Genomic DNA, 20959 nt, shown 5'->3' with positions numbered 1-20959 from the left:
TCGATACTGTCATGCACATGTCCACAAATCACCAGGATGAAAAAGCTGCCAAGGCCGACCGGGAGCAGCTCGCCGCTGTGCGGGTGGCCGTGGACGAGGTGGATGAGCAGATCGTGTCGCTGATCGGCCGCCGCGAGCGCCTGATCCGGATCGCCGGAACCCTCAAGGCCGATAGCGCCGAGGTCCGCGCCCCCGGGCGCGTGGAACGGGTCATCGAACACGTCCGCGCCACGGCGGAACAGAAGGACATCGACGTCGAGCTCATTGAGAAGACCTACCGGGCCATGATCGACGCGTTCATCACGCTCGAGCTGGAAGTCTACAAAGCCAGCTCCTAGGGCTCGGCGGCCTAGAGGGCTTCCTCCACCGGGACATTCGCCTGGTACTCGCGGCCGTCGCAGTCGCTGAAGGCCGTCATGAGGTGCCCCTTGGTCAGGCCCATGATGGTGCTGATGGGAAAGTACCCGGTGATGGTGCTGCCTGAGTGCTCCACACCCTTGAGATCAAAGTTCTCCTCCGTGCCGTCATGGCTGAAGCAGTAGAAGGACACGGCCTCCCCGTTCATGAACTCGATTCCCATTCGCCGTTGGTGGGAATGATCCGGGGTTGCTGCGACGAGCCCCACCACGTAGGCGCCCTGGCCGGGGATGTTTCCGTCTATATCGAACTTCGCCACCAAGGACGTGTCCTCGGCGGCGATGCTGACGTTCTTCAGAAGTGCGTTATGGGAGCTCATGGATCAATCCTGCTACCTGTGCCTGCGTCCGTCCACCCCTGATCTAGGTTTTGCACCGGCACCGTCGTAGACTGGAACTATTCGAATACATGTTCGAATAGTTCCTGGCCTTTTAGGCCAGATGGTTCTTACACACGGTGTGGTCCGGGAGGCGCGATGGGCATGTTCAGCGAGTCGGTGGACGTCGTGTGCGCACCCTCAGGCCAGCCCCTCAACCTTGACTGGGCGGGCCGCCACTACACCATCTGCGCCGAACCGGTCCGCTGGTATGAGCGGCGGCAATGGTGGGCGGAGGAGCGAAGGGCTCCGCTGGGGAGCGGCCCCGGCCTCGTGGACCATGAGATCTGGCGTGTCCAGGTGCAGGTTCAGGAGCACAGGGCAGATTCGCCCGGCCCGGAAAGCCTCACCCTGGACCTCACCCGACATGTCGGCAGCGGACGCTGGCGCCTGCTGCGGATCCATGACGCCCTGCTGCCGTCCCGGAAGTCCGAATCGGCATGAGCTTCACGCATCTCCATGTCTCCACGGCCTTCAGCGCCCATTACGGGGTCTCCTGGCCGGAGGAACTGGCCGCCGCTGCCGCCGCGGACGGGGCCACAGCGCTCGCATGCACGGACCGCGACGGCCTCTATGGAACGGTCAAGCACCTGAAGGCCTGCATGGCGGCCGGGCTGGACCCGGTTGTCGGAGTGGACCTGGCGGTCTTTGACGACGACGGCGATCACCGCACCCAGGTGGGGGGACGCGTCGTTGTGCTGGCCCACGGGCACAACAACGGCGCCGGCTACCGTGCGCTGTGCCGGCTGATCTCTGATGCGCATGCCCGCACCACGGGAAAGGCCGGGGGAGCGGTGCCCGTCGCCGTCACCCGGGCCGAGCTGGCCTCCCGTACCGTGCACCCGGAAACCCTCAAGCCGGTGCTGACCGTGCTGATCGGACCGGACTCCGACGTCGGACGTGCCATGGGAGGGCGGCGCTACCTGCGCCCCCGCACCCTGTTCAAAAGCTGGCTCGACGCCATGCCGGCAGGGACCGTCGCCGCCGAGGTGGTCAGCCAGCTCAGCCCGCCCGGGGAGCCGCTCAGCACCGCCCATGCCGTGCGGATGCTCAAGCTCGCCGCCGAGCACGGGGTTCCGGCCGTGCTGAGCAACGCCGTGCGGTATGTGGCCGAGGACGGAGCGGCCACCGCGGATGTACTGGATTCCGCCCGGACCCTGAAATCCCTGCCCGAACTTTCCGCAGCCCCTCTGCTGCAGCCCAATGGGCAGGCCTGGCTCAAATCCGCGGCGCAGATGCTTCAGCTCGGCAAGGAGATCATGCACGCCGCAGGGTACGGCGCCGCTGACCTGAAAAACCTGATGGCACAGACCGGGGCGCTCGCGGACCGCTGCCGGATGGACCCGGTGACGGACATGGGCTGGAAGCAGCCCGTGGTGCCGGAAGCCTCGGTGATCGGCATCGCCGGGGACGCGCTCGCGGAACTCACCCAGCGCTGCGAGGCGGGCATCAGCCGGCGGTTCCCGGGGATCACCGGCAAACCCGCCGAGGAGCTACGCTCACGGCTGGACCACGAATTGAGGATTATCGACAGCCTAGGCTTCGCCGCGTACTTCCTCACCGTGGCCGAGGTTTCCCGGATGATCCAGGCCATGGGAGTCCGGGCGGCGGCCCGCGGTTCGGGGGCATCCAGCCTGGTCAACTACCTGATCGACGTCAGCCAGGTGAACCCGCTGCAGCACGACCTCATCTTCGAGCGCTTCCTCTCCCGGGACCGCGCCACCCTGCCGGACATCGACATCGACGTCGAAAGCGCCGAACGGCACAACGTGTACCGGAAGATTTTTGAGCGCTTCGGCTCCGAGCGCGTCACGCTGATGAGTATGCAGAACGGCTACCGCGCTCGCGGTGCCGTGCGCGACGCCGGCCTCGCCTTGGGCATGGAGGAGGGGGAGATCGGTGACATCGCCAAACAGCTGTGGCGGTTCTCGGCCCGGAACTTCCGCGAAGCCCTTGAGGAGAAACCCGAGCTGAAGGAATTCGCCGGCCGGGTGGGGCAGCGCGACTTCAGCGGGAACCAGCAGCTGGACCTGCTGGTGGACCTCACCGAACGGCTGGACCGGCTGCCGCGCCATATCTCCATGCACCCCTGCGGGGTCATCCTGGGGGACGCCACGCTCCTGGACCGTACGCCCGTGCAGCCCAGCGGACTGGGCCTGCCCATGAGCCAGTTCGACAAACACGACATGGATCCCATGGGCATGCTGAAACTCGATGTCCTGGGCGTCCGGATGCAAAGTGCCATGGCCTTCGCCGTCCGGGAGGTTATCCGCCTGCATCCTTCCAAAGCCGAGGTGGTGGCCGCAGGCGCCCACCCGGTGGGGCCGGACGGAACAGGCCCGGACTACATCGCCGAGGACGGCAGCATCGACCTCAATGCCGTCCCGCTCGACGACGAACCCACCTATGAGCTGATCCGCAGCACCCACACCCTGGGCTGCTTCCAGATCGAATCCCCCGGGCAGCGGGAGCTCATCGGAAAACTCGCGCCCCGGGAGTTCAACGACCTCATCATCGACATCTCGCTGTTCCGCCCGGGGCCGATGAAATCGGACATGGTCCGGCCCTTCCTGGAGCACCGCCACGGCTTCGCCCCCGAGCTCTATCCGCACCCGGACCTCAAACCCGTCCTCAAGGAGACGCACGGCGTCACGGTGTTCCATGAACAGATCCTGAAGACTTTCGACGTTATGACCAGCTGCGGGCTGGCGCGGGCGGACGAATTCCGCCGTGCTCTCGGCAACGACGCGCTGGAGGGCCGGGTGGAGGAGTTTTTCCGGAAGGAGGCCCGTACCCGGGGGTACAGCCCCGAAGTGGTGGACAAGGTCTGGGGGACGCTCAAGGCCTTCGGCAGCTTCGGGTTCTGCAAAGCCCACGGCGCCGCTTTTGCCGTGCCCACCTACCAGTCGGCCTGGCTCAAGACCCACCACCCGGAGGCATTCCTCGCCGGGCTGTGGGAACACGATCCGGGCATGTATCCCAAGCGGCTCCTCGTCGCCGAGGCGCGGCGGCTGGGAATCCCCATCCTGCCCCTGGACATCAACCGGAGCCAGGCCGAGTACCGGGTGGAACGCGTGGCCGCCGGGCCGGACCGCGGCAAGCTGGGCATCCGGCTGAGCCTGAACGGCATCTACGGGCTCTCGGGGGCGGAGCTGAAAAGGATTGTGGCAGGGCAGCCCTACGACTCGCTCGCGGACCTGCGTGCCAGGTCCCGGCTGAGCAAACCCAGCATCCAGCGGCTGGCCCAGCTGGGGGCGTTTGACTCCCTGCACCGGGCATCCGGAGGGGCCGCCAATCGAGCGGACTTGGTCCACCACCTGCAGACCCTGCAAAGCCGGCCACACCGGAAAGGCATCGACGTGATCGACGGGCAGCTGTCGCTGCCGCTGGGAGACGTCGAGCTGAAGAACCTCAAGGCTGTGCTGCCCGCACCCACCCTGGTGGATACCGTCCGGGCCGAGCTGGACCTCATGGCCGTGGACGTCAGCGATCACCTGATGGCCAGCCACCGGCCGCTGCTGGACCGTCTTGGCGTAACCACCGCGGACAAGCTGTTGGCGTTGCGCAACGGCACTGAGGTGCTGGTGGCCGGGGTCCGCGTTGCCACCCAGACCCCGCCCATGCGGGGCGGCCGCCGCGTGGTGTTCATCAGCATCGACGACGGCACGGGCTGCGTGGACTCCGTCTTCTTCCATGAAGCCCAGGAGCAGGCAGGCCCGCTGCTGTTCGGCACCCGGCTGCTGCTGATCCGGGGGACCACCCGGCGGACCGGGCCGCGGGGGATCAGCATCAGCGCCAGCATGGCCTGGGACCTGAGCCGCACCGAGACCCTGCCGTTCCCGGTCCCGGCCTCCGGCATCCCGGATTCCCCGGAACTCCAGCCGCCGGGACCCCTTGACGGCATCAGCCGCAACCTCGCCATCACCGGGCTGGGAGGCTGAGCGGCGCGTTGGTTGGCCTCTTCAGAAACCGATAGCATGGACGAGGCTGGCTGTGGTCCCCGTACGCCACAAGCTACGAAGCCTTAACTTTGAATAGGAGACACCCGTGTCAGATGCCCAGCAGATCACCCTTCTCGTCGATGGCGAAGAGACCAAGGTGACTACCGGGACCACCGGCGCGGAACTCTTTTTTGAGCGCCGCGACGTCGTTGTGGCCCGCATCAACGGCGAGCTGAAGGACTTGGACCAGCCGCTGCCGGAGGACGCCACGGTTGAGGGCGTCACCATCGATTCCCCGGACGGACTCAACGTCCTGCGCCACTCCACGGCCCACGTCATGGCCCAGGCCGTGCAGCAGCTGCGGCCGGACGCCAAACTTGGCATCGGCCCGTACATCACCGACGGCTTCTACTTCGACTTCGACGTCGAGGAACCGTTTACGCCGGAGGACCTGAAGACCCTGGAAAAGATGATGCAGAAGATCATCAACCAGAACCAGAAGTTCGTCCGCCGCGTGGTCACCGAGGACGAGGCCCGCGAGGCGATGAAGAACGAGCCCTACAAGCTCGAACTCCTCGGCAAAAAGAACGAGGCAGCCGACGCCGGCGAAGGCGTCAACGTCGAGGTCGGCGCCGGCGACATCACCATCTACGACAACGTGGACCGCAAGAGCGGGGACAGCATCTGGTGCGACCTCTGCCGCGGCCCGCACCTGCCCAACACTAAGCTGATCTCCAACGCCTTCGCCCTGACCCGGTCTTCTGCCGCCTACTGGCTGGGCAACCAGAACAACCAGCAGCTGCAGCGCATCTACGGCACCGCCTGGCCCACCAAGGATGCCCTCAAGGCCTACCAGGAGCGCATCGCCGAGGCCGAACGCCGCGACCACCGCAAACTCGGCGCGGAACTGGACCTGTTCTCCTTCCCGGATGAACTGGGCTCCGGCCTGCCGGTGTTCCACCCCAAGGGCGGCATCATCCGTAAGGCCATGGAGGACTACTCCCGCCAGCGCCACGTGGACGCCGGCTACGAGTTCGTCTACACACCGCACATCACCAAGGGCCACCTCTACGAGGTCTCCGGCCACCTGGACTGGTACAAAGAGGGCATGTTCCCGGCGATGCACATCGACGCGGAACTCAACGACGACGGCACCGTCCGCAAGCCCGGCCAGGATTACTACCTGAAGCCGATGAACTGCCCCATGCACAACCTCATCTTCCGCTCCCGCGGCCGGTCCTACCGCGAACTCCCGCTGCGATTGTTCGAATTCGGCTCCGTCTACCGCTACGAGAAGTCCGGCGTGGTGCACGGCCTCACCCGGGTGCGCGGCATGACCCAGGACGACGCCCACATCTACTGCACCCGCGAGCAGATGAAGGACGAGCTCACCGGCACGCTGAACTTCGTGCTGGGCCTGCTCAAGGACTACGGCCTGGACGACTTCTACCTGGAACTCTCCACCAAGAACCCGGACAAGTTCGTCGGCGACGACGCCGCCTGGGACGAAGCCACCCGCACCCTCGCCGAAGTGGCCGAAGCCTCCGGACTGGAACTCATCCCGGATCCGGGCGGAGCCGCGTTCTACGGCCCTAAGATCTCCGTCCAGGCAAAAGACGCCCTCGGCCGCACCTGGCAGATGTCCACCATCCAGCTGGACTTCAACCTGCCCGAGCGCTTCGAACTCGAGTTTCAGGCCGCGGACGGCACCCGCCAGCGGCCCGTTATGATCCACCGCGCACTGTTCGGTTCCGTGGAACGGTTCATGGGCGTGCTCACGGAGCACTACGCCGGCGCGTTCCCGGCGTGGCTGGCACCCGTACAGGTGGTCGGCATCCCGGTGGCCGAGGCGTTCAACGACTACATGTTCGACGTCGTGGGCCAGCTTAAGGCCGCGGGCATCCGCGCCGAAGTGGACATTTCCTCGGACCGATTCCCGAAGAAGATCCGCACCGCCAGCAAAGACAAGATCCCGTTCGTGCTGATCGCAGGCGGAGACGACGCCGACGCCGGCGCGGTGTCCTTCCGCTTCCGTGACGGCAGCCAGGACAACGGCGTGCCGGTGGCCGAGGCCGTGCAGCGGATCGTCGACGCCGTCCGCAACCGGACCAGCTAGCGGACAGGGAAGAACCAGCATGCAGGACACCGCAGGGGCCGCTCCGGAGTATCCGGGGGACGACGGCGTGACCGACGACTTTGGCCTGGCCGGAGTGCCGGACGCGTTCCAGCGCCTGTGGACTCCGCACCGGATGGCGTACATCAAGGGCGGGCAGCACCAGTTCAAGAACGTGGACGACTGCCCGTTCTGCGTGGCGCCGGAACGCGAGGATGACGATTCATTGATCGTCTACCGCGGACGGACCAGCTACGTTGTGCTCAACCTCTTCCCGTACAACCCGGGCCACCTGCTGGTCTGCCCCTACCGGCACATCCCCGACTACACGGACCTGACCGTGGAGGAAACGGCGGAATTCGCCGAGCTGACGCAGACGGCCATGCGCGTGCTGCGCAAGGTCGCCAACCCCACCGGTTTCAACCTGGGCATGAACCAGGGCGTCACCGGCGGCGCGGGGATCGCCGGGCACCTGCACCAGCATGTGGTGCCGCGCTGGGGCGGGGACGGGAACTTCTTCCCGATCATCGCCCAGACCAAGGCCATCACGCAGACCCTGGGCGAGGTCCGCCAGCAGGTCGCGGAAGCCTGGCCGCAGGTGAACGGCGCGGGTCCGGCGGGCGGCGGGGCAACGGATGCTCAATAGGCATGCGCGCGGTTTCTTCACCGCGCTGTTCTCCCCGCTTGCCCGCTGGCTGCTGCGGATCGGCGTGTCCCCGGACGCGGTGACCATCGTCGGAACGCTCGGCGTGGTGGTGGGCGCACTGGTGTTCTATCCGCTCGGCCAGCTCTGGTGGGGCACGATCTTTATTACCGCGTTCATCTTTTCCGACGTCATCGACGGAATCATGGCCCGGATGCAAAAAAGCGGCGGACGCTGGGGCAACTTCCTGGATTCCACCCTGGACCGGGTGGCCGACGGGGCGCTGTTCGCCGGCGTCGCGGTCTGGTTCTTCACCGGGGGCGACGACGCCGCGATCGCGATTGCCGCCGTCGTCTGCCTGGTGCTGGGCATGGTGGTGTCCTACGCCCGCGCCAAAGCCGAGGCGCTGGGCTTCCAGGCCAACGTGGGCATCGCCGAACGCGCCGAGCGGCTGGTGTCCGTCCTGGTGGTCACCGGCTTGACCGGCCTGGGACTGCCAACCGTTGTCCTGTTCGCGACGCTTTGCCTCCTGGCCGCGGCGAGCCTGGTGACGGTCATTCAAAGGATCATCACGGTGCGCCGGCAGTCGCTCGACGAGACCGAGGGCACGGAAACCGGACAAGCCGCCTGAGCGCCCGCGTCAAGGCGCTCCGCGGGGTGTAACCGGAATTCAGGCCGGTGGCGCGGGGGACTAGTATTAGCATTACCGGCCAATGGATCCGGTAATCCGGTGTGTGCGAAGCGGCATTTGTGTGCCGTCCGCGCTCCGGCGAGGTCATCTATCTACCCATAGGGGTTTTTGTGTCTACACCTGATGTAAGCAGCGAAGCCGGCGCGTCCGCGAAGAGCGTTACGGGCAGCAACCGCGTCAAGCGCGGCATGGCGGAGATGCTCAAGGGCGGCGTCATCATGGACGTCGTCAACGTCGAGCAGGCCCGCATCGCTGAGGATGCCGGAGCCGTCGCAGTCATGGCGCTGGAACGCGTTCCCGCCGATATCCGCGCCCAGGGCGGCGTGTCCCGCATGTCCGATCCGGACATGATCGAAGCGATCATCGGCGCCGTGTCCATCCCGGTCATGGCGAAGGTCCGGATCGGCCACTTCGTCGAAGCCCAGGTCATCCAGACCCTCGGCGTCGACTACATCGACGAGTCCGAGGTCCTGACCCCGGCCGACTACGCAAACCACATCGACAAGTGGAACTTCACAGTTCCCTTCGTCTGCGGCGCCACCAACCTGGGGGAGGCCCTGCGCCGGATCAACGAAGGCGCGGCCATGATCCGCTCCAAGGGGGAGGCCGGCACCGGCGACGTCTCCAACGCCACCACCCACATGCGCCAGATCCGCGCCGAGATCAAGAAGCTCGCCGCCCTGCCCGAGGACGAGCTCTACGTCGCCGCCAAGGAACTGCAGGCCCCGTACGAACTGGTCAAGGAAGTTGCCACCACCGGCAAGCTCCCGGTGGTGCTCTTCACCGCCGGCGGCATCGCCACCCCGGCCGACGCCGCCATGATGATGCAGCTCGGCGCCGACGGCGTCTTCGTTGGCTCCGGCATCTTCAAGTCCGGCAACCCGGCCCAGCGCGCCGCCGCCGTCGTGAAGGCAACCACCTTCTTCGACGACCCGGAAGAGATCGCCAAGGCCTCCCGCGGCCTGGGCGAGGCCATGGTCGGCATCAACGTGGATGAGATCCCGCAGCCGCACCGCCTGGCCGAGCGCGGCTGGTAACTAACCTAAAGCACTAACGACGACGGCGGCCGGTCACCTTTTAGGTGGCCGGCCGCCGTCGTTGTTTCCCGTCGATTGCTCCGTAGCTGCCCTTATGAGGCTCCAAAAGGGCGGCTACGGAGCAACGGATGCGGGTTAGTCGAGGCCGCGGCGCTTCAGCAGCGGTTCGAGTTCGGCGTCGCGGCCGCGGAAGGCGCGGAAGGAATCCAGCGGATCGCGGCTGTTGCCCCGGGAGAGGAGCTCGGCGCGGAAGAAGTCGCCGTTGGCCCGGGTGAGGCCGCCGTTGTCCTTGAACCACTCGACCGTCTCGGCGTCCAGCACTTCGCTCCAGATGTAGGAGTAGTACCCTGCGGCGTATCCGGCGCCGGCAAAGATGTGCTGAAAGTATCCGGTGCGGTAGCGCGGCGGTATCAGGTGGTGCGCAACGCCGGCCGCAGCGAGTGCCTTCGCCTCGAATTCCAGGGCATCGTCCGGTACTTCGCTACCATCCAACACATGCCAGGCGAGGTCCAGCAGCGCCGCGCCCAGGTATTCGGTGGTGCCAAAGCCTTCGCCCCACAGCTGCGCGGCGTCGAGCTTGTCCACCACCTCCTGCGGCAGCGCCTCTCCGGTGGCGTGGTGGCGCGCGTAGTTGGCCAGGACTTCCGGCCACATGATCCACATCTCGTTCACCTGCGAGGGGTACTCCACAAAGTCCCGCGGCACCGAAGTGCCGGAGAAACGCGGGTAGGTGACCGAGGAGAACAGGCCGTGCAGGGCGTGGCCGAACTCGTGGAACGTGGTGCGGAGCTCGTCGAGGGTCAGGAGCGTGGGTTCGCCGGCGGGTGGCTTGGAGATGTTGAGGTTGTTGATCACCACGGGCCGGGTGTTGAGCAGCCCGGACTGTTCCACCAGCGAGTTCATCCAGGCGCCGCCCCGCTTGGATTCGCGGGTGTAGTAATCACCCAGGAACAGGCCCAGCTCGGTGCCGTCCGAGTTGCGGACCTCCCAGACGCGGACGTCCGGGTGGTAGCCGGCGAGGTCGCCGCGCTCGTGGAACGTGATGCCGTAGAGCGCGTTGGCGGCGAAGAACACCCCGTCGTTCAGGACGCGGTCCAGCTCGAAATAGGGGCGCAGGGCCTGCTCGTCCACGGCGTACCGTTCGCGCTTGACCTTCGCAGAGTAGTACGCCCAGTCCCAGGCCTCGAGGGGGTGGCCCGCAACCTCGGCCAGCGCCTCGGCCTCGGCATCGGCATTGCGGACCGCGGCCGGTGCCAGCCGGTTCATCATGGTCTGCACCGCGGCGAAGTCCGGGGCCGTCTGCTGGTCCACAACGAGCTCGGCGTAGTTGGCGAAGCCCAACAGTGTGGCCTTCTCGGCACGGAGCCGGACCGTGTCCTTGACGAGGTCCAGGACATCGAGGGAGCTGCCGTCGCTGCCGCGCCCGATGGAGGCCTCGTACAGGCGGCGGCGGACGTCCCGGTTCTCCAGGGCGGCGAGGGCGGGCTGGTTGCTGGGCTGGATGAGGGTGAGCAGGAACTTCCCCTCGTGCCCGGCGGTCCGGGCAGCTTCCGCGGCGCTGGCGACATCGTCGGCGGGTAGCCCGGCGAGGTCCGCGGCGTCGTCGAGCAGCAGGGCGGCGGACTTCATCGCCTCCTTGACCCGCTGGCCGAACTCCGTGCCGAGCCGGGAGAGTTCGGAATTGATGGCCTTGAGCCGCTCTTGGCCGGCGTCGTCGAGCTGGATGCCGGACTGGCGGAACTCCTTGAGGTACTCATCCACCAGGCGGGAGGATTCAGCATCGAGCTGGTCCGTGTTGACGGTGGCGAACCGTTCGAACAGCCGCCGGTTGAGGTAGACGGCGTCCTGGTGGGCCGAGAACTGCGGGGACAGGGTGGTCTCGAGTTCGCGGATGGCATCCGAGGCGTCGGCGGACACGAGGGTGAAGAAGGACGCCGCCGCGCGCTGCAGGAGCTGTCCGGACCGCTCCATGGCCAGCACGGTGTTTTCAAAAGAAGCAGGCTCCGGTGTGTCCACGATGGCCTGGATTTCAGCGAGGTGTTCGGCGAGGCCGGCCTCCACGGCTTCGGCGTAGTGCTCGGTGGTGATGTCCGCGAACGGCGGGAGGCCGAACGGCAGCGGGCTGGGGCTCATCAGGGGATTGGTCATGAAATAACTCTTTCATGTAACGGGGGTGTTCTCAACGGTCTGCTAAGCGTGTTGTGACGGCTGCCACCGTAGGATTGGCGCCATGAGTACCATCACCCCCCGGCGGCGCGCACGCCTCCTCGCCGCCGCCGCAGCGCTTTCCCTGGCCGCTTCCGTGGCTTCCTGCGGTACCGGGTCCGGCCCGGAATCCCCTGCGGCCGACTCCTCGGCTGCCGCCGGGAGCGCCGGCGGGAGCACTGCCGGGCAGGCGGCACCGCAGGGGACGGAATCGACGACGGCGGAATCGTCGCCGTCGGGCACCACGACCCCGACGCCGACCCCAACACCGACGCCGACGCCGGGGAAGGGACCGGCCTGCGAGGCCGTCCGCTGCACCTCGGTGCTGGTGTCCGGGGACATGCTGGTCCACGACGAGCTGTGGGAGCAGGGCCGCGCGGACGCCCTGGCCCAGGGCACGAAGGGGCTGGACTTCGGGCCGATGCTTGAGGGGCAGCGCAAGTACATCGAGCAGAGTGACCTCGCGATCTGCCATCTGGAAACCCCGGTGGCCGGACCCGCCGGGCCGTTCTCCTCATACCCCTCGTTCAACGTTCCGCCGCAGATCATCACGGCCGCCCAGCAGATGGGCTACCAGGCCTGCACCACCGCGAGCAACCACACGGTTGACCGCGGCACAGCAGGGCTGGTCCGCACCCTGGATGCCCTGGACGCCGCCGGGCTGCACCACACCGGCTCCTACCGGACCGAGGCCGACTCCCGGGACATCATGATCGTGCAGACAGCGGCTGCAAAGATCGCCGTCATCGATGCGACGTACGGTCTGAACGGACTTGTCCCGGAGGCGGCCTGGCAAGTGGACATGCTCGACGCCGACGTCATGATCGCGAAGGCGAAGAAAGCCCGGGAGCTGGGCGCCGACATCGTGCTCGGCGCCATGCATGCGGGCGATGAGTACTCGAGCGTGCCCAACGCCGAGCAGACGGGCGTCGCCCATGCCCTTGCGGACAGCGGCCAGTTCACCATGATCTACGGCCACCACACGCACTCGGTGCAGCCGATCGAGAAGTACAAGGGCACCTGGATTGTGTACAGCCTGGGCAACGCGATCACCGAACTCTCGCCAAACTATGTGGTGAACAATGAGGGCCTGCTGGTCCGGGCGCAGTTCAGCCAGGGCACGAACGGCAAATGGACCGCCTCCGACCTGGCCTGGGCGCCGTCGGTGATGGTCCGCGGGCCCTACCGCTGGTGCTCCGCTGCCTCCGACACCCCGCAGGGTCCCTGCGCCGGTGCCGCGGCTGACGCAGCCACCCGCCAGCGCACCAAGACCGTAGTCGAGTCGATGGGCGCCGCGGCTGCGGGCGCCCGCGAACTGCTCATCACCAAGGAACGGTAGGGCTTGGAGGAACGACGGCGGCCGGCGCCCGGGCAGCCGACCGTCCACCTGCTGTGCGGTCTTCCCGGTGCCGGGAAGAGTACCGTGGCGAGGGAACTGGAAACCGGCCTGCCGGCCGTACGGTTCAGCCTGGACGAGTGGATGCTGCGCCTGTATCCGGACCTCCACTTCGCGTCCGGGGACTACGCGGAGCTCGCTGAAGACTGCAAGTCCCTGATCTGGGACACAGCACTGCAGATCCTGTCGGCCGGCACCGATGTCGTGCTCGACTGGAACCAGTGGAGCCGCGAGCGGCGTGCCGTTTGGGCAGGCAAGGCACAGGCCGCCGGTGCCGCCGTCGCCGTTCACTATGTCCGGACACCGTTGCAGACGTCGATCGAACGGGCGGTCGCACGCGCCTGCCGGCGCGAGGCGGGCTCGCACCGGCTTGAAGAGGCAGACGTCCGGCACCTGGCCGGGATTTTCCAGGCACCGGAACCGTCGGAGGGCCTGCCGATCTTGTCCTGATACCGGACGGCTAATACGGTGGTGGTGACGCGGGGGACTTCACGGTCGGCTCCTGTCGCGACTGGACGGGAGGCTTTGTGGGCAAAGTATCGACGGCGGACCGGCAGCCCCGGAACGGGACCTTCGCCAACGGCATGGAATATCTGGGCTGGGGTCAGGGCCCCAAGACGCTCCTCTTCATCCCGGGCGGGCCCGGCAGCACGGTTCCCAAGGGGATGCTGCGCAGGATGTTCCGGAGGCAGTTTGATGAGTTTCTCCGCGCCGGATACGCCGTCTGGGTTGTCACCCGGCGCCGGGGGATGCCCCCGGAACACACCATCGCCGACATGGCGGACGACTACGCGCAGCTGATCGCCGAGCAGTTCGGCGGGCGGGTCGACGTCGTCGTCGCGGAGTCGTTCGGCGGGATGGCAGGCCAGTATCTGGCCGCCCGGCATCCCGAATCCTTCGGCCATATGGCCATGGTGGTCACCGCGGCGGAGTTGAGCGACTGGGGCAAGGACGTCGATTCCCGCTTGGCCACGGCCCTCGGCGGCGGGGACACAAGCGGCGCCGGGACGGTCTTCGCCGAGTATCTGCTGCCGGGCCGGCGGGTGAAGTGGTTACGGCGGCTGATCGGACCCCTGATCGGCCGCCGGATGCTGAGCGGTGCCGATTTCCCGGCCCAGGACGTCCTCACCGAGGTGCAGGGCGAAAGGACCTTCAATTCCCGCGCTGTGCTCCCGCTGATCCGGCGGCCCGTGCTGCTCATCTGCGGAGGCGACGACCGATTCTTCCCCCGCGAAGTCGCGCAGGAAACGGCCGGACTGATCCCGGACTGCACCCTCGTCTGGTACGAGGGGAAGGGCCATCTCCGGGCAGCCTCCAGCGGACGCATCGCCCGCGACGTGCTGGAGTATGCCGGCCGCAGTTGAGGCTCGGCCGGGCCCCAGTTGAGCCTGGGCCGATATGGTGGCCGCGGTGGCCGGGTCCTACGGGCGGATCGGGTCCAGGGCCAGGGTCATGTAGACGCTGTTCGGGTCCTCCCCGTAGTCGCCAAAGGGCGGGCAGATGCTGAACCCGTGCCGCTGGTACAGCCGCCGTGCCGGAGCAAAGAACTCCTGGCTTCCGGTCTCAAGGTAGAGCCGGCCGTAACCGCTACGCCGGGCCTCGGCCACGATGTGCTTCAGCAGGAGGGTGCCAACGCCGCGGCCGCGGGCGTGGGCCGCGGTGCGCATCGACTTAATTTCGCCCTGCCTGATCCCTGCCCCGCCGGGCGCAAGCAGTTTCAGCGCCCCGCAGCCGAGCACCTCGGAGTCCTCGCGCGCGGTCCAGAAGGTGATGGCCGGGCCCGAGAGGGCGTCGGAATCGAGGGCGTGCACACTCTCCGCGGGCGACGTGGCGAACATATCCGCGAGGTGCTCGTTCAGCAGCTCCTGGACGTCGGCCCGGCCCGGGTTGTCACGGTCAATCCGGATCATCGTGAACGGCTCCTCCCCGGAATCTGTTCAGACTCAGCGCGGGCGGCGGGCGGCGTGTTCGCGGGCGAGGACGGCGTAGGAGTCGTCCGGGGTGCCGGGGGAGAAGCTGCCGTACTTGCGTTCGACGGCGGTCCGGATGAGGAAGTCCGCCAGCGCCGGGTTCTTGGGCAGCAGGGATCCGTGCAGGTAGCTCGCCACGATGTTCCGGTAGCGGGCACCTTCCTGGCCGTCGTCGCTGTTGTTGCCGGTGCCCTTGGCCGTGGTCCCCAACGGTGAGACGCCCGGACCCAGGGTGGTCTGGCCGCTGTGGTTCTCGTACCCCAGCACGGTACCGAACTCGGGGGAGGACACGGACACGTTGCCGATCAGCCGCTGGTCGGTGCCGTGGGTTTCGACATCCAGGACGCCGATCCCCGGGATGACGGAACCCGTCCGGGTCTTGAAGAACTTCCCGAACAGCTGGTACAGGCCGCAGATCACCAGCATGGGGGTGCCGTCCTCGGCCAGGGCCTTCAGCACTGACTCCCGGGACAGCAGGTCATCCTGGATAACAAGCTGGCCGCTGTCCTGCCCGCCGCCGCCCACGATCAGGTCGACGTCCGCCGGGAACTCGTCGCCGACGTTGTACTCGAGCAGTTCAGGGGTGTAGCCGTGCCAGCGCAGCCGCTGGGCCAGCACCAGGGCGTTGCCCCAGTCGCCGTAGATGTTCATGTCCCGCGGGTACAGCTGCAGGACCCGGATGGTCCCCTTGCCGGGCGCCGGGGATTCCTCCGGCGGAAGCTCATGCCCGAAGGAGAGGCTGGAGTCGGGCTGCGGGGTCATGAGACCACCTCTACTGTGGTGATTTTGGACAGCTCGCGGCGGATGGCCAGCATGGCTGTGTACGTGCAGAAGATCCGCTTCGGCTTGTCCCTGGCGCCGCTGATGAAAGCCGCCAGCGCGGGGGCAATCTCGGTGTCCACGGCCCCGATAGCGACGTCGTCGTACTGCAGGCGGAGCGCCATGTCGTAGGCGCGGGAGCCGCTCAACTGGTCCACGCCGCCCTCCCGGAGGGTGTCGAATTCGACGTCCCAGAGCCAGGACATGTCCCGCCCGTCAGCGTAGTTGTCGTTGATGGCGATCATCGTGGCGTAACCGGCGGCCGGGAACGACTTCAGCCCGAGGCGGAAGCCGCTGGGGTTTTTCACCAGGACCAGATCCAGGGGCAGGCCGTCGACCACGAGGCTCTCGCCGCGGCCGAACGCCGGCGCCACCTGGGACAGGGCCGTCAGCAGCCCGTCGTTGTCCGCAACTGCGCCGTCCCTGACCGCAATGGCCCGGGCCAGGGTCAGCGCGGCCGCAGCGTTGAAGATGTTGTAGACGCCGCGGAGCTTCATCGCGGTGGTCACCGTGACGCCGTCGCACTCAAAGTCCGCGTCCGCCGCACCCACCCGGCGCAGCACGACGTCGGCGTGCGGCTTGGGCGGAGCCGGCGGCACGGGGCTGCCGGGGGCGGCCCGCAGCTCGTCGTCGTTCGGGAAGGTGCTCAGCAGGGAGTCATCCAGGCCGAAGTACAGGACGTCGGGGCCCTTCTCTATGCCTGCCCCGTGGGTGCCCGCGGTAAGCGTTTCCGCGATCCGGGCGACGCGCGGGTCCTCCCGGTTCAGCACCACCGTTCCCGTGGTCTTCGACGCGATGTGCTGCAGCAGCTGTGCGGTCTTGTCGATTTCGCCGAAACGGTCCAGCTGGTCGCGCAGGACGTTGAGCAGGAGGCTGTAGCGCGGCGGCACTTGGTTGACGAAGTGCACGGCGTGGGCCTCGTCGAGTTCCAGCACGGCGACGTCGGCGTCCAGCCGTCCGCGCCAGTCCACCTCGCCGAGCAGGGCCGCGGCTACGCCGCGGGTGAAGTTGCTGCCGGTGCGGTTGGTAAAGACTTTCAGGCCCTGGCTCTCGAGCAGTTCCACCACCATCTTGGTGGTGGTCGTCTTGCCGTTCGTGCCGCTGACGACGGCGACGCCGTGCGGCAGCGTGGACAGCGTCCTGCGCATGAAGCCGGGATCGATTTTTTCGACCACGAGCCCGGGAAGGGCAGAGCCTCCGCCCCTGAGCCGGGAGACCCGGCGAACGAACTTGCCGAGCGGAATGCTGAAGTAAAACATGCTTTGTAATATATCCCAGTAGCGGCATGGAAGCCCGCCGGAGGGCGGCACGGCATGCCCGGGCGAAGGGCCGCGGGCACTATGCTGTTCGGATGACCAACCCCACTTCCGTGCCTCCTTCCCGCGTGGGAACAGGGCTGCGGATCGGCGTCCTGGCCCTCCAGGGCGACTTCCGCGAACACCTGCACGCGGTGGAAGATGCCGGTGCCACGGGCATCGGCGTCCGCCGCCCGGCCGAACTCGACGGCCTCGACGGCCTCATCATTCCCGGCGGCGAATCAACCACCATCGACAAACTGTCCCGCGCATTCGGGCTCCGCGATCCGTTGCGCAAGCGCATCCACGAAGGATTGCCGGTCTATGGCTCCTGCGCCGGCATGATCCTTCTGGCGGAGGACATTACCGACCCCGCGAAGGACCTGGCCGGCAACCCGCAGCAGACGTTCGGCGGACTCGATATCACGGTGCGCCGGAACGCCTTCGGCCGGCAGCGGGAATCCTTCGAGACGGACCTCGACTTCAAGGGCCTTGACTTCAGCGCCACGGAAAACGGCGTGGCTCCGGTCCACGCGGTCTTCATCCGCGGACCATGGGTGGAACGCGTCGGCGATGGCGTGGAGGTTCTCGCCGTCGTGGAACCCTCCAGGGCGTCCCACCCCGAGGCGCTGGCGGGGACGGCTAGAATTGTTGCTGTGCGTTCCGGCAAGCTGCTGGCCACCTCCTTCCACCCGGAAGTGACGGGGGAGAAGCGCGTGCACGAATTGTTTATTCGAATGATCAGAGGAGAAGCGTAAAGCATGTCAGGCCACTCCAAATGGGCGACGACCAAGCATAAGAAGGCCATCCTCGATAGCCGCCGGGCCAAGTCGTTCGCCAAGCTGATCAAGAACATCGAAGTCGCCGCACGCATGGGCGGGCCGGACCTCGCCGGCAACCCGAGCCTGGAACTCGCCGTCACGAAGGCCAAGAAGACCTCGGTCCCCGCCGACAACATCGACCGCGCCATCAAGCGCGGGGCCGGCCTCACCGGCGAAGTGGTGGACTACACCGAGATCATGTACGAGTGCCGCGGACCGCAGGGCTCGGCACTGCTCATCGAATGCCTTACGGACAACAAGAACCGTGCCGCCTCCGAAGTTCGCCTCGCCATCTCCCGCAACGGCGGAACCATCGCCGATCCCGGTTCGGTCAGCTACCTCTTCTCCCGCAAGGGTGTGGTCTCGCTGCAGAAGAACGGCCTGAGCGAGGACGACGTCCTGATGGCCGTCCTCGACGCCGGGGCCGAAGAAGTCAAAGACAACGGCGAGACCTTCGAGATCCACTCCGAGCCGACCGACCTGCAGGCCATCCGCGATGCGCTGAAGGAAGCCGGAATCGACTACGACACCGACGAGGCCGAGTTTGTCCCGTCCATGCAAGTGCCGCTGGACATCGACGCCGCCAAGAAGTTCATGAAGCTTGTTGACGCCCTCGAGGAACTCGACGACGTCCAGAACGTCTACAGCAACGCCGACCTTAGCGACGAAGTGCAGGCCGCACTGGAAGCGGAGTGACCCTTCGCGTCCTCGGCGTCGATCCGGGCCTCACCCGTTGCGGGATCGGCGTCGTGGACGTTGAGAAGAACCGCCGCGCCACGATGGTGGCGTTCGGCGTCGTCGGGACGTCCCCGGAGGAAAGCCTGGACCAGCGCCTGCTGGTTATCGCCACCTCCATCGACGACTGGCTGGACCGGTACGAACCGCACGTCCTCGCCGTCGAACGTGTCTTTTCGCAGCTCAACGTCAGCACCGTGATGGGCGTGGCCCAGGCGTCCGGCGTAGTGATCGCCGCCGCCGCGCGCCGCGGCATTCCTGTGGCGCTGCATACCCCTTCAGAGGTGAAGGCCGCCGTCACCGGCAGCGGAACATCCAACAAGGACGCCGTCACCAAGCTGGTCACCAAGATCCTCCGGCTCGATGCCCCGCCGCGGCCTGCCGACGCCGCCGATGCCCTGGCCCTTGCCATCACCCACGCCTGGCGGTCAGGCAGCGGCACTTCCAACAAGGGTGCAGTCACCACCGGCCCCGGCAGCCAGTCACTGACTCCGGCCCAGCGGGCGTGGGCCGACGCGGAGGCCAAAGCGCGCCGCACACGCTGAATATCCGGCTGTGCAGCGGCACAGCTTGGTAGGGTATTCGTAGATATGTTCGGATAGCCGGGTCTCCCCGGCTGAATTGAGCTGTAACCCCAGGAGCCCGGCTTTGATCAGTTTTCTTCGCGGAACCGTAGCGCACGTCGGACTGTCCTCCGCCGTGATCGACCTCAACGGCGCCGGCATGAGCGTGAACGCTACACCGCAGACCCTCAGCAGCCTCCGCGTCGGGGAGGAGGGGAAGCTCTTCACCTCCCTGATCGTGCGGGAGGACTCGCTCACCCTGTTCGGGTTCGGCAGCGACGACGAACGGGAGGTCTTTGACGTCCTGCTGAGTGTCAGCGGCGTCGGACCCCGCCTTGCGCTGGCGGTCCTGGCCGTGCACGAGCCCGAAGCCATCCGCGTCGCCGCGCACTCGGGCGACGGCAAAGCTTTCACCAAGGTCCCCGGCATCGGTCCCAAGGTCGCGGGCCGGATTGTGCTGGAACTGGCCGGCAAACTGGTGCCGCACGGCACGGCTGCCGGGACTGCTGCTCCGGCCGCGTCCGCCGAAACGGTCTGGAAGCCGCAGGTCGTGGCGGCCATGACCAGCCTGGGCTGGTCCGAGAAGGACGCCACGTCCAGCATTGACAAGTCGCTGGCGGATTCACCCGAGCTGGCCGAGAAGGGCAACGTGGCTGAGATCCTGCGCGCCACCCTCCGCTGGCTGGGGCAGGACGGTGCCCGCGCCGGGAACAGGATAGGCGCCCGTGGCTGAGCCGTCCCTGGTCGGCGGGGGAGAGGAGCCGGAGGAGCGCGTTATAGAAGCCGCCCTGCGGCCAAAGAACCTGCACGATTTCGTGGGCCAGCACCGGGTCCGCAAACAGCTTTCCCTCGTCCTGGAGGCCTCCCGCATGCGCGGCCGCAGCGCCGACCACGTCCTGCTCTCCGGCCCGCCCGGGCTGGGAAAGACCACGCTGTCCATGATCATTGCCGCGGAGATGAACGCCCCGCTGCGGATCAGCAGCGGACCCGCCATCCAGCACGCCGGGGATCTGGCCGCCATCCTGTCCTCGCTCTCCGAGGGTGAAGTTCTCTTCCTCGACGAGATCCACCGGATGTCCCGGCCGGCCGAGGAAATGCTCTACATGGCGATGGAAGACTTCCGGGTCGACATCGTCGTCGGGAAGGGCGCCGGGGCCACGGCCATCCCGCTGGAGCTGCCGCCCTTCACGCTGGTGGGCGCCACGACGCGTGCCGGCCTGCTGCCCGGTCCGCTGCGGGACCGTTTCGGCTTCACTGGCCACCTGGAGTTCTATTCGGTGGCCGAACTGGAACTCGTCCTGCGGCGCTCCGCGGGCCTCCTGGACCTCAAGGTCAACTCGGCCGGGTTCAGCGAAATCGCGGGGCGGTCCCGGGGCACACCCCGCATCGCCAACCGGCTCCTGCGCCGAGTCCGCGACTGGGCCCTGGTGCACGGAATCGAGCAGATCGATGCCCGGGCAGCCTCCGCGGCGCTGGACATGTATGAGGTGGACAAGCGCGGACTCGACCGGCTGGACCGTGCCGTCCTGGAGGCCCTTATCACCAAATTCGGCGGCGGACCCGTGGGGCTGTCCACCCTGGCGATCGCCGTCGGCGAAGAGACCGAAACCGTGGAAACCGTCGCCGAGCCATACCTCGTGAGGGAGGGACTGCTGGGGCGCACGCCGCGGGGCCGGATCGCCCTGGCCCCGGCCTGGACGCACCTCGGCTTTGCGGTGCCGCCCGGAGTGTTCGCGCAGGACCCGCTGGAGCTCTTCCAGGCAGGGGAAGAGGGCCCCGATGCGGACGGCGTGCTGGGCCGGGAGGCGGATCCGGAATGGATCCGTAATGGTCAATAGCACCGCTCCGTGACGTTTCCCTTTAGACTGGTATGACGCTCGGCACGTTCGGGTCTTTGTTTCTGTGCGCGGCCGGCATCCGGCCGCCGTCGGCGCGGC

At 67.2% G+C, this 20959-nt stretch carries 20 protein-coding genes; 15 read left to right on the top strand and 5 right to left on the bottom strand.

Going from position 1 to position 20959, the window contains the following annotated elements:
* Positions 1–11 precede the first annotated feature (11 nt).
* The gene (locus FS787_RS01950; RefSeq protein ID WP_144671834.1) at positions 12–338 is read left to right on the top strand and encodes a chorismate mutase; all 327 of its coding nucleotides are present in this window, start codon (positions 12–14) and stop codon (positions 336–338) included.
* Positions 339–349: 11 nt separating this feature from the next.
* Here FS787_RS01950 and FS787_RS01945 read toward each other — a convergent pair whose 3' ends face one another.
* Positions 350–736: a hypothetical protein gene (locus FS787_RS01945; protein ID WP_056429686.1), complete on the bottom strand. Its 387-nt coding sequence runs from the start codon at positions 734–736 to the stop codon at positions 350–352.
* A 156-nt stretch (positions 737–892) separates the two neighbouring features.
* On the opposite strand from FS787_RS01945, the gene FS787_RS01940 reads away from it, so the two are divergent.
* The 6 genes from FS787_RS01940 to pdxS all read left to right on the top strand — a co-directional run bounded on the left by FS787_RS01940 (position 893) and on the right by pdxS (position 9218).
* Positions 893–1237 carry a DUF6504 family protein gene (locus FS787_RS01940; RefSeq protein WP_144670581.1) on the top strand — a complete coding sequence of 115 codons (345 nt, stop codon included), beginning with the start codon at positions 893–895 and terminating at the stop codon, positions 1235–1237.
* A complete protein-coding gene (locus FS787_RS01935) occupies positions 1234–4734 on the top strand; it encodes a DNA polymerase III subunit alpha (protein ID WP_144670579.1) in 3501 nt (1166 codons plus the stop codon). The genes FS787_RS01940 and FS787_RS01935 overlap by 4 nt, the downstream gene beginning before the upstream one ends.
* 106 nt (positions 4735–4840) lie before the next feature.
* On the top strand, positions 4841–6850 hold the full coding sequence (gene thrS, locus FS787_RS01930; RefSeq protein WP_144670577.1) for a threonine--tRNA ligase: 2010 nt from the start codon (positions 4841–4843) through the stop codon (positions 6848–6850).
* 19 nt (positions 6851–6869) lie between these two features.
* Positions 6870–7493 (top strand): HIT domain-containing protein, encoded by a 624-nt coding sequence (locus FS787_RS01925; RefSeq protein WP_144670575.1) that lies wholly within the window; start codon positions 6870–6872, stop codon positions 7491–7493.
* Positions 7483–8121 (top strand): phosphatidylinositol phosphate synthase, encoded by a 639-nt coding sequence (gene pgsA, locus FS787_RS01920; RefSeq protein ID WP_144670573.1) that lies wholly within the window; start codon positions 7483–7485, stop codon positions 8119–8121. The genes FS787_RS01925 and pgsA overlap by 11 nt, the downstream gene beginning before the upstream one ends.
* A 170-nt stretch (positions 8122–8291) precedes the next feature.
* On the top strand, positions 8292–9218 hold the full coding sequence (pdxS, locus tag FS787_RS01915; RefSeq protein WP_144670571.1) for a pyridoxal 5'-phosphate synthase lyase subunit PdxS: 927 nt from the start codon (positions 8292–8294) through the stop codon (positions 9216–9218).
* Between the two features lie 135 nt (positions 9219–9353).
* Here the strand turns inward: pdxS and FS787_RS01910 are convergent, their stop codons facing one another.
* Positions 9354–11366 carry a M3 family metallopeptidase gene (locus FS787_RS01910; protein WP_144670568.1) on the bottom strand — a complete coding sequence of 671 codons (2013 nt, stop codon included), beginning with the start codon at positions 11364–11366 and terminating at the stop codon, positions 9354–9356.
* 82 nt (positions 11367–11448) lie between these two features.
* Between FS787_RS01910 and FS787_RS01905 the strand changes: the two genes are divergently transcribed.
* From FS787_RS01905 to FS787_RS01895, 3 genes are all read left to right on the top strand, one after another.
* Complete coding sequence (locus tag FS787_RS01905) at positions 11449–12762, top strand: CapA family protein (RefSeq protein WP_144670566.1); 1314 nt, start codon at positions 11449–11451, stop codon at positions 12760–12762.
* A 3-nt stretch (positions 12763–12765) separates the two neighbouring features.
* Positions 12766–13269, top strand: coding sequence for an ATP-binding protein (locus FS787_RS01900; protein WP_144670564.1), 504 nt, complete (start codon positions 12766–12768; stop codon positions 13267–13269).
* Positions 13270–13346: 77 nt separating this feature from the next.
* The gene (locus FS787_RS01895; protein ID WP_144670561.1) at positions 13347–14183 is read left to right on the top strand and encodes an alpha/beta fold hydrolase; all 837 of its coding nucleotides are present in this window, start codon (positions 13347–13349) and stop codon (positions 14181–14183) included.
* 57 nt (positions 14184–14240) lie between these two features.
* Here FS787_RS01895 and FS787_RS01890 read toward each other — a convergent pair whose 3' ends face one another.
* From FS787_RS01890 to FS787_RS01880, 3 genes are read right to left on the bottom strand one after another with little or no spacing between them, the layout of a single operon-like run.
* Positions 14241–14729, bottom strand: coding sequence for a GNAT family N-acetyltransferase (locus tag FS787_RS01890; RefSeq protein WP_144670559.1), 489 nt, complete (start codon positions 14727–14729; stop codon positions 14241–14243).
* Positions 14730–14762: 33 nt separating this feature from the next.
* Positions 14763–15551 carry a type 1 glutamine amidotransferase gene (locus tag FS787_RS01885; RefSeq protein WP_260982348.1) on the bottom strand — a complete coding sequence of 263 codons (789 nt, stop codon included), beginning with the start codon at positions 15549–15551 and terminating at the stop codon, positions 14763–14765.
* The gene (locus FS787_RS01880) at positions 15548–16867 is read right to left on the bottom strand and encodes a Mur ligase family protein (RefSeq protein WP_144670557.1); all 1320 of its coding nucleotides are present in this window, start codon (positions 16865–16867) and stop codon (positions 15548–15550) included. Before FS787_RS01880 ends, FS787_RS01885 begins: the two co-directional genes overlap by 4 nt.
* 92 nt (positions 16868–16959) lie before the next feature.
* On the opposite strand from FS787_RS01880, the gene pdxT reads away from it, so the two are divergent.
* From pdxT to ruvB, 5 genes are all read left to right on the top strand, one after another.
* Positions 16960–17661 (top strand): pyridoxal 5'-phosphate synthase glutaminase subunit PdxT, encoded by a 702-nt coding sequence (gene pdxT, locus FS787_RS01875; protein ID WP_144670555.1) that lies wholly within the window; start codon positions 16960–16962, stop codon positions 17659–17661.
* Positions 17662–17664: 3 nt separating this feature from the next.
* Positions 17665–18420 carry a YebC/PmpR family DNA-binding transcriptional regulator gene (locus FS787_RS01870; RefSeq protein WP_144670553.1) on the top strand — a complete coding sequence of 252 codons (756 nt, stop codon included), beginning with the start codon at positions 17665–17667 and terminating at the stop codon, positions 18418–18420.
* Entirely contained in the window at positions 18417–19004 is a 588-nt protein-coding gene (gene ruvC, locus FS787_RS01865; RefSeq protein ID WP_144670551.1) for a crossover junction endodeoxyribonuclease RuvC, read from the top strand. The genes FS787_RS01870 and ruvC overlap by 4 nt, the downstream gene beginning before the upstream one ends.
* A gap of 103 nt (positions 19005–19107) precedes the next feature.
* Complete coding sequence (gene ruvA / locus FS787_RS01860) at positions 19108–19755, top strand: Holliday junction branch migration protein RuvA (RefSeq protein ID WP_144670549.1); 648 nt, start codon at positions 19108–19110, stop codon at positions 19753–19755.
* Entirely contained in the window at positions 19748–20860 is a 1113-nt protein-coding gene (gene ruvB, locus FS787_RS01855) for a Holliday junction branch migration DNA helicase RuvB (RefSeq protein WP_144670547.1), read from the top strand. Before ruvA ends, ruvB begins: the two co-directional genes overlap by 8 nt.
* The last annotated feature ends 99 nt before the right edge of the window (positions 20861–20959 follow it).

Origin of the sequence: Arthrobacter sp. U41, from assembly GCF_007679325.1 — a bacterium.
Lineage (GTDB): Bacteria > Actinomycetota > Actinomycetes > Actinomycetales > Micrococcaceae > Arthrobacter.
The sequence above is the reverse complement of the archived record's forward strand: the minus strand, read 5'-3'. Positions and strand labels throughout refer to the sequence as shown.